The sequence below is a fragment of the Streptomyces sp. NPDC025618 genome (assembly GCF_055558795.1).
The window spans coordinates 21,095-27,745 of the sequence record NZ_JBVHLW010000062.1; the positions used below are offsets into that span (position 1 = coordinate 21,095).

A 6,651-nucleotide genomic window follows, 5' to 3' on the forward strand; every position below is an offset into this window, starting at 1 on the left:
GACGCCCCCGCGGTAGTCGGCCTCAGTCGGTGCCGGCCGCCTCCAACGCCACCTTCAGCAGCTCGTCCGGCGCGTCCCGCATGACGTTGTGGGTGGACGCCACCGCGCGCACCCGCCACGCCGGATCGCCGAGCAGCCGCTCGTACGTGGGCCGGAACGGCGTCTCCGACTCCCACCGCTCGGCGTACACGTAATACCTGCGCCGGACCTGGTCGAGGCGGCCCCGCAGGCGGATCGACTGGAGCAGGGACGCCAGCGGGTGCGGGGTCGCGCGGGGGTCGAGGAAGGGCAGGGGCGCGGTCGCGTAGCCCAGGGCTCCCACACCCCGCAGATACCAGTCCCGCACGGGGGCGTTGGCCAGCGTCCAGCAGGAGTCGCCGTCGGCGGGGACGAAGGCGTCGACGTAGACGAGGCCCTTGACGCGCTCGGGCATCCGGTCGGCGGCGCCCGTCATCACCATGCCGCCGTAGCTGTGCCCGACCAGCACCGCGTCGGTGATGTCCTCGTCCACCAGCAGGTTCGCCACGTCGTCGATGTGGGTGTCGAGATTCACCGAGGACGTGAGGAGGTGCTTCCGGCCCCCGACCCCGGTCAGCGTGACCGGGTACGCCTCGTGTCCGTGCCGCCGCAGCTCGCGCGCGAGCGGTTCGAAGCACCAGGCGCCGTGCCAGGCGCCGGGAACGAGTACGAACGTGGCCATGGATAACTCCTTCTAACGGGGCGTCAGGGAAGCGCGGGCGTTGAGCACGTCCACGTCGCTCCCGGTGGTGTGCCGGTAGGTCTCCGTGATGCGGGCCAGGTCGCGCGGGGACCGCACGGTGGCACGGTTCATTGTGCGGTTGGCCAGGACGACGGCCGACGTCGGCTCCCGGCGGGCCTCCTCGTAGCGGGCCAGCCCCTCGGCCACGCCGTCGGCGCGCGCGAGTTCGTACGCGAGCACCCGCGCGTCGACGACCGCCTGGGACGCGCCGTTGGCGCCCACCGGATACATGGGGTGCGCGGCGTCACCGAGCAGCGTCACGCGGCCGCGGCCCCAGGCCGGGAGCGGGTCGCGGTCGACCATGGGACAGGTGAGGATCTCCTCGCTGCCCGCCAGCAGGGCCGGCACGTCCAGCCCGCCGAGCCGCCAGCCCGCGTAGTGCGGCAGCACGTCCGCCACGCGGGCGGTACGGGGGCGGCCCGCCTCCTCCGCGAGGGGCGCGGGCGCGGACTCCCGCACCTGGCACACCCAGTTGATCCGGCCCCGGCCGATCGGATAGGCGATGAGCTGGGTGTCCCCGTCGCGCAGGATCGCCATGGAGCGCCCGGCGCGGAACGGCTCGGCCCGCGTCGTGCCCCGCCACATGCGGATGCCCGACCACAGCAGCGGCCCGCCGCCCGGGTGCAGCCGGGCGCGTACCACCGAGTGCAGGCCGTCGGCGCCGACGAGCGCGTCGGCGGTGATGCCGCCGGTGGCGCCCGTCGCCCGGTCCAGGAGGCCGGCCCGTACGCGGCCCGCCGCCTCCTCGAAGCACGTCAGGCGGAGTCCCGTACGGACCGCGCCGGTGCCCAGCCGTTCGCGCACCGCGGCCAGGAGCAGCAGCTGGAGTTCGCCGCGGTGGACCGAGAACTGCGGCCAGCGGTAGCCCTGCGCGAGACCGCGCGGCTCGGAGAAGATCTCCTGGCCGCGGCGGTCGCAGTGGACGATCTCGGCGGTCGCCACCCCGGTCCCGGCGAGGGCGTCGCCGAGGCCGAGTTCGGTCAGTTCGCGTACGGCGTGCGGCAGGAGGTTGAGGCCGACGCCGAGCGGGCGGATCTCCCGGGCGCTCTCCACCACGACCGCGTCGATGCCCGCCGCGTGCAGGCTCAGTGCCGTGGTGAGGCCGCCGATGCCGGCACCGGCGATGAGCACGGTCATCGGCCGGCCGGGATCTCGGGGCGGTCGATGACGCGCAGCCAGGTGCCGTCGGGCTCGCGGCGCGCCACCTGCACGCGGCCGCCCGTGCCATCCGCCGGGCGGGTGGAGGTGAGGGCGAGGTCGCCGTAGCGGACCGTCGGCAGGGGCTCCTCCACCACGAAGGGCAGCGGCGCGTGGGCGAGCATCCGCTCGCACACGGCGCGGATCGCCTCCCTGCCGACCGTCGCGGTCCCGGGCGGGAAGGCGAGCACGGCGTCGGGCGCGTAGAGCGCGGCCAGGCCCTCGGCGTCGCCGGCGTTGGCCCGCTCCACGAACAAGCGGGCCAGGTCCTCGGGGGTGCGGGCGGGTGCACGGTGCTCACGGTGCTCAGTCATGGTGACTTCCTCTCTCTCGCCTCCACTCTCCGGCAGCGATGATCAGAAGTCCAAGAGATGATTTATCTGACCGCTAGAATCAACAGTTATGGAACTGAGGCAGCTCGCCTACTTCGTCGCCGTCGCCGAGGAGCGCAACTTCACCCGCGCCGCGGAGAAGGCCCGCGTGGCCCAGCCGGGCGTCAGCGCCCAGATCCGCAAGCTCGAACGGGAGCTCGGGCAGGAGCTGTTGGACCGCTCGGGCCGCGAGGTGCGGCTGACCGAGGCGGGCGAGGCCGTGCTGCCCTACGCCCGGGCCGCGCTGGCCGCCGTGGAAGGCGCCCGGCTCGCCGTCGACGAACTCACCGGACTTCTCCGCGGCCACGTCGCCGTGGGCACCGTGACCTCGCACGACGTCGACCTGCCCGGCCTGCTGGCGGGATTCCACAGCGACCACCCGGCGGTGGACATCACCCTCACCGAGGCGAACTCCGACCGGCTCATGGAAGACTTGCGGGCGGGCCTCCTCGACGCCGCGCTCATCAGCATCGGCAGCACCACCCCCGCCGGACTCGACATCCGGGTCGTCGACGACCAGCCGATCGTCGCCGCGGTCGCCCACGACCACGAACTCGCCATCCACCGGACCATCTCGGTCGACACCCTGCGCGGCCGCGACCTCATCAGCCTCCCCAGGGGCACGGGCCTGCGCACCCGGCTCGACGACGCCTGCGCGGCCGCCGGCTTCACCCCGAGGATCGCCTTCGAGGCGAGCGACCCCGGCGTCCTCGCCCAGCTCGCCGCCCGCGGCCTCGGTGCCGCCATCCTGCCGGGCGCGTTCGCCGACGCGCGGTCGCGCGAACTGCGCAGCATCGCGATCGACCGCCCGGCACTCCGCGGCCGCCTCGCCTTCGCCTGGCGCGCCGACGGCCCGGCGAGCCCGGCGGGCCGCGCGTTCGTGGCGCGGGCCCGGACGACGCTGGGCAGCTGACCGGATCCGGGCCGTTACGCCCCTTCCTCGCGGCCCGGCAGCCGGGGCAGCACCTTCGTGCGGTAGAAGTCGAAGAAACCCTGCTGATCGGGGCCGATCTGGTTGACGTAGACCGTGTCGAAGCCGGCCTCCACGTACGCCGTGACCGCCTCGACGTGCGCCTCCGGGTCGTCGCCGCAGACCACCGCGTCCGCCACCTGCTCCGGTGTCACCAGCTCACTGGCCTGCTCGAAGTGACGGGGCGTCGGCAGCAGTTGGGGCAGCTCGCCCGGGAGCTGCTCATTGGCCCACAGCCGGTGCGCCGTACGGACCGCCTGTTCGCGGTCCAGCCCCCAGCACACCTTCAGCCCGGCCTGCGCCGGCTTCACCCCGCCACCGCTGCGCCGGAAGCGGTCCACCGCCTCACCGTCCGGCGTCATGGTGATGAAGCCGTCCCCGATCCGCCCGGCCAGCTCGGTCGCCGCCGGGCCGAACGCCGATATGTCGATGGGCACGGGCTCGTCGGGCACCGTGTACAGCCGGGCGTTCTCCACCGTGTAGTGCTTGCCGTGGTGGCTGACCTCCCCGCCCTCGAAGAGGAGCCGCATCACATGGACCGCCTCCTGGAGCATCTCCAGCCGGACGGCCGCCTGGGGCCAGGGAGCGCCCAGGATGTGCTCGTTGAGCGCCTCCCCGCTGCCCACGCCGAGCCGGAACCGCCCGCCCAGCTGAACAGCACAGGTGGCCGCGGCCTGCGCCGTCACGGCCGGGTGCAGCCGCATCATCGGGCAGGTCACGGCCGTCTGCACCGGCAGGGACGTGGCCTGCGACAGCGCGCCGATCACCGACCACACGAAGGGGCTCTGGCCCTGCTCCGCGTTCCACGGGTGGTAGTGATCGGAGATCCACAGCTTGGTGAAACCCGCTTGCTCGGCCATCCGCGCCTGCTCGACCAGCTCGTCCGGCCCGTGTTCCTCGCTGGAGAGGAAATAGCCGTATTCCGTCATCGGGGGACCTCCTGGAGGGCGGCTCTCGGCCACCGGGTAACCAGTCGGCCGCCACGGAAACCCCCGGTCACGGTGCCCGCGTACGGGAATGCCGGGCTACTCCCGGTGCCCGTAGCGGCGCAGCGCCCAGCCGGGCAGCCCGAACCAGCACAGCACCAGCCACGCCACCACCCCGGCGACCACATAGGGCACGGCCGCGCTGTGCAGCGCGATGCGGAGGATGAGCAGCAGGGCCGAGGTGACCGTGGCCAGCAGCAGGACGACGCCGGTCATCGTCAGGCGGGCCGCCCAGGCCACCGTCTGCGGCTTCAGCCGCCGGCCGCTGACGATCCGGTGGAAGGAGACGGGCCCGACCAGCGCCCCGGTGGTGGCCGCGCCGAGCACCACCGTGACGACGTAGATGACGCGGTCGGTGTGGCCCAGCGTGGCGAACCGCGGGGTGAAGACCACGGTCAGCAGGAAGCCGAAGAGGATCTGCACCCCGGTCTGGGTGACCCGCACCTCCTGGAGCAGCTCGCTCCAGCGCCGGTCCGCCCGCTCGTCCGGTGTCTCGTGGCGGCCGCGCCGCGGCGGCTCCCCGGGCTCGGTGGGCGGGCCGGACGCTCCCGGCTCGTCCCGCGCTCCACTCGCTGCCATGGCGTTCCCGTCACCCGATAGCTCTCGCCTGCGCGCCGGGTACCCCGTCCGGCCTCCGCCATGCCCCGGAAGGGAGCGGTTGCATCCGCGGCCGTCGCGTCCCAGTGTGGAACGGACGAAGCCACTTCCCCGTACGAGCGCCGGGCGCGGAGCCCGGGCGCCGCTGAGGAGTGAGAGAGATGCCGCAAGGATCGAGCCCCAAGCGTGAGCGCCAGTACGAGCACATCAAGGAGAGCGCCGAGCAGCGCGGCGAGAGCACGAAGCGGGCCAAGGAGATCGCGGCCCGCACCGTGAACAAGGAGCGCGCCCGGTCCGGCGAGTCCCGCACCGCGAGCAAGAGCTCCACGCAGGACATGTCCTCGTCCAAGCGCGGCGGACAGCGCTCCCACAGCGGCGCCCAGGGACCCACCTACGACCAGCTCTACGCGGAGGCGCAGCGCCGCAACATCCACGGCCGCTCCTCGATGAACAAGTCGGAGCTCAAGCGGTCCTTGGGACGCTGACGGGCGCCGCCTTCCCGTGCGGAGCACGACCCACCGGAACTGGGGCGTCCGCAGCATTGGCGTCCGCAGCATTCCTGGCCGGGACCCCCGCCGTGGTTGACGAGGGGTCGCGCACGGAGGGGGGCTGCCCGCCGGCCCCAGCATGACGATCGCCATCCGGAACGGGAGCGCCGGAGCCGTCCCGGCCGAGCGGCGGCTCCAGCGGCGGTAGACGCTCCAGGCGTGCGCCTGACCTCTGGCGAGAGCGGCGGGCGGGACAAGCCGATGGTTCCCTCCCGGAGGCGCGAGGACGCGACCGGGCAGGCCGGGGAAGGCGCGGCGCGCGGCGAACCCGCGGGAGCCCCACCGGCCTTGCGGCGCGGGCCAGTTGGGGCAGTCCGCGCCGCCTCTCCCGCTATCCGGCCGCGTCCGCCGCGGCCCGCACCTCCGCCAGGTCGATCTTCTTCATGCCCATCATCGCCCGCATGGCCCGCTGCGCCCGCCCCGGGTCCGGATCGTTGATCAGCGACAGCAGCTCGATCGGTGTGACTTGCCAGGACAGCCCGTACTTGTCCTTCAGCCACCCGCACGCCACTTCCTGGCCGCCTGCCGACAGCTTGGTCCAGTAGTAGTCGACCTCCTCCTGGTCGGCGCAGTTGATCATCAGCGAGATCGCCTCGTCGAACGTGAACTCCGGCCCGCCGTTGAGGGCGACGTAATCCTGCCCGTCGAGCGAGAACTCCACGGTCAGCACGCTCCCGGCGGGCCGGGGCCCGGCTTCGCCGTAGTGCAGCACGCGCTTGATCTCGGAGTTGGGGAAGATCGATACGTAGAACTCGGCGGCGTCCTTGCCGTTGGTGTCGAACCAGAGGGTGGGCGTGATGCGGGGCATGGGGCCTCCCGTTGGTGAGGGGTTCTGTACGTACGGTGACACCGGGGTGGGGTGGGCGCTACTTGTTCGGGGTTTTGGGCAGGGCGCCTCCCCGGCTGCGTCTGATGTGTGGCTCCGCGGCGTGGGGTAAGCCCTCAGCCCCCAACGTGGCGCGCCCCGGAACCGGGGCTCCGCCCCAGGCCCCCTGGCGTGCGGGTTTCGTTGCCGCCTGCGGCGGGGCGGCCTGCGGCCGCGTCCTCAGGCGCCGGACGGGCTGCTTGTTTCCCCTACCCGCCCCTTCCCGGCTGCGTCTGATGTGCGGCTCCACCGCGTGGGGCGCGCGTGCCCCAGACCCCCGGCTGCGGGTTTCGTTGCCGCCTGCGGCGGGAGCGCCCTGCGGGCGCGTCCTCAAGCGCCGGACGGGCTGAAAAGAAA

General features: G+C 73.2%; 8 protein-coding genes. 2 read left to right on the forward strand and 6 right to left on the reverse strand.

From position 1 onward, the window contains the following. Positions 1 to 22: 22 nt before the first annotated feature. Genes ACZ4A5_RS29815 through ACZ4A5_RS29825 form a run of 3 tightly spaced genes read right to left on the reverse strand, consistent with a single transcriptional unit; the run spans position 23 to position 2,271 of the window. Positions 23 to 700 (reverse strand): alpha/beta fold hydrolase, encoded by a 678-nt coding sequence (locus ACZ4A5_RS29815; protein ID WP_467590973.1) that lies wholly within the window; start codon positions 698 to 700, stop codon positions 23 to 25. Between the two features lie 12 nt (positions 701 to 712). Continuing rightward, positions 713 to 1,897 carry a flavin-dependent oxidoreductase gene (locus ACZ4A5_RS29820; protein WP_467590975.1) on the reverse strand — a complete coding sequence of 395 codons (1,185 nt, stop codon included), beginning with the start codon at positions 1,895 to 1,897 and terminating at the stop codon, positions 713 to 715. Continuing rightward, the gene (locus ACZ4A5_RS29825; protein ID WP_467590977.1) at positions 1,894 to 2,271 is read right to left on the reverse strand and encodes a YybH family protein; all 378 of its coding nucleotides are present in this window, start codon (positions 2,269 to 2,271) and stop codon (positions 1,894 to 1,896) included. Before ACZ4A5_RS29825 ends, ACZ4A5_RS29820 begins: the two co-directional genes overlap by 4 nt. Before the next feature lie 88 nt (positions 2,272 to 2,359). Here ACZ4A5_RS29825 and ACZ4A5_RS29830 point away from each other — a divergent pair, with 88 nt between their 5' ends. Beyond that, positions 2,360 to 3,241 carry a LysR family transcriptional regulator gene (locus ACZ4A5_RS29830; RefSeq protein WP_467590979.1) on the forward strand — a complete coding sequence of 294 codons (882 nt, stop codon included), beginning with the start codon at positions 2,360 to 2,362 and terminating at the stop codon, positions 3,239 to 3,241. 14 nt (positions 3,242 to 3,255) lie between these two features. Here ACZ4A5_RS29830 and ACZ4A5_RS29835 read toward each other — a convergent pair whose 3' ends face one another. Then, complete coding sequence (locus tag ACZ4A5_RS29835) at positions 3,256 to 4,227, reverse strand: LLM class F420-dependent oxidoreductase (RefSeq protein WP_467590982.1); 972 nt, start codon at positions 4,225 to 4,227, stop codon at positions 3,256 to 3,258. A 96-nt stretch (positions 4,228 to 4,323) separates the two neighbouring features. Continuing rightward, on the reverse strand, positions 4,324 to 4,863 hold the full coding sequence (locus ACZ4A5_RS29840) for a DUF6328 family protein (protein WP_467590985.1): 540 nt from the start codon (positions 4,861 to 4,863) through the stop codon (positions 4,324 to 4,326). 179 nt (positions 4,864 to 5,042) lie between these two features. On the opposite strand from ACZ4A5_RS29840, the gene ACZ4A5_RS29845 reads away from it, so the two are divergent. Continuing rightward, the gene (locus ACZ4A5_RS29845; RefSeq protein ID WP_467590988.1) at positions 5,043 to 5,366 is read left to right on the forward strand and encodes a plasmid stabilization protein; all 324 of its coding nucleotides are present in this window, start codon (positions 5,043 to 5,045) and stop codon (positions 5,364 to 5,366) included. A 394-nt stretch (positions 5,367 to 5,760) separates the two neighbouring features. On the opposite strand, the gene ACZ4A5_RS29850 is transcribed toward ACZ4A5_RS29845, so the two are convergent. Beyond that, positions 5,761 to 6,237, reverse strand: coding sequence for a VOC family protein (locus ACZ4A5_RS29850; protein WP_467590991.1), 477 nt, complete (start codon positions 6,235 to 6,237; stop codon positions 5,761 to 5,763). Between the last annotated feature and the right edge of the window lie 414 nt (positions 6,238 to 6,651).

What these genes read in the sequence shown, in the direction of transcription:
- ACZ4A5_RS29815 (WP_467590973.1), bottom strand. Translation starts at nt 700, where the DNA reads ATGGCCACGTTCGTACTCGTTCCCGGCGCCTGGCACGGCGCCTGGTGC.
- ACZ4A5_RS29820 (WP_467590975.1), bottom strand. Translation starts at nt 1,897, where the DNA reads ATGACCGTGCTCATCGCCGGTGCCGGCATCGGCGGCCTCACCACGGCA.
- ACZ4A5_RS29825 (WP_467590977.1), bottom strand. Translation starts at nt 2,271, where the DNA reads ATGACTGAGCACCGTGAGCACCGTGCACCCGCCCGCACCCCCGAGGAC.
- ACZ4A5_RS29830 (WP_467590979.1), top strand. Translation starts at nt 2,360, where the DNA reads ATGGAACTGAGGCAGCTCGCCTACTTCGTCGCCGTCGCCGAGGAGCGC.
- ACZ4A5_RS29835 (WP_467590982.1), bottom strand. Translation starts at nt 4,227, where the DNA reads ATGACGGAATACGGCTATTTCCTCTCCAGCGAGGAACACGGGCCGGAC.
- ACZ4A5_RS29840 (WP_467590985.1), bottom strand. Translation starts at nt 4,863, where the DNA reads ATGGCAGCGAGTGGAGCGCGGGACGAGCCGGGAGCGTCCGGCCCGCCC.
- ACZ4A5_RS29845 (WP_467590988.1), top strand. Translation starts at nt 5,043, where the DNA reads ATGCCGCAAGGATCGAGCCCCAAGCGTGAGCGCCAGTACGAGCACATC.
- ACZ4A5_RS29850 (WP_467590991.1), bottom strand. Translation starts at nt 6,237, where the DNA reads ATGCCCCGCATCACGCCCACCCTCTGGTTCGACACCAACGGCAAGGAC.